General features: G+C 57.1%; 1 pseudogene. It reads left to right on the top strand.

The annotated features are described in order from the left end of the window. A pseudogene (locus PY650_RS36860) lies at positions 1-394 on the top strand (Ti-type conjugative transfer relaxase TraA); the annotation flags it as partial.

Genomic DNA, 394 nt, shown 5'->3' on the forward strand with positions numbered 1-394 from the left:
GAGCGCCGTCTGGAAGCAGAACGGCAGTCTGAAGCCTGGAAACGCGAAAGGTGCGATGTCGTCGAAGTGCCGGGCTTGACCAAGAGTAGCGAGGCTATCCTGAAGCAGCTTGACGAATTGCCGTATCCCGAAAAATCAAAATTCCTTCAAGAGATGAGTAGGACGCCGGACGGGCGTCAAGCGCTCGACGAAGCGAAGACTGTTGCTGAAGCGCTGGATAGACGGTTTGGCAGCGCGGACAGTCGCGACTGGGATGACGGTCTTCGGGCCGGCCCGGAAATACTTCTCGCCGTTGGTCGGATCAACGCTATCGCAGGCATTGTCGATCGTGCTCGAAGCGCCGAACGTTCGCGGGATTACGAATTGAAACGCAGCCTCAGCAAAGGATTGGGTT

Origin of the sequence: Martinezella calliandrae (assembly GCF_030272695.1) — a bacterium.
Taxonomy (GTDB): domain Bacteria; phylum Pseudomonadota; class Alphaproteobacteria; order Rhizobiales; family Rhizobiaceae; genus Rhizobium; species Rhizobium calliandrae.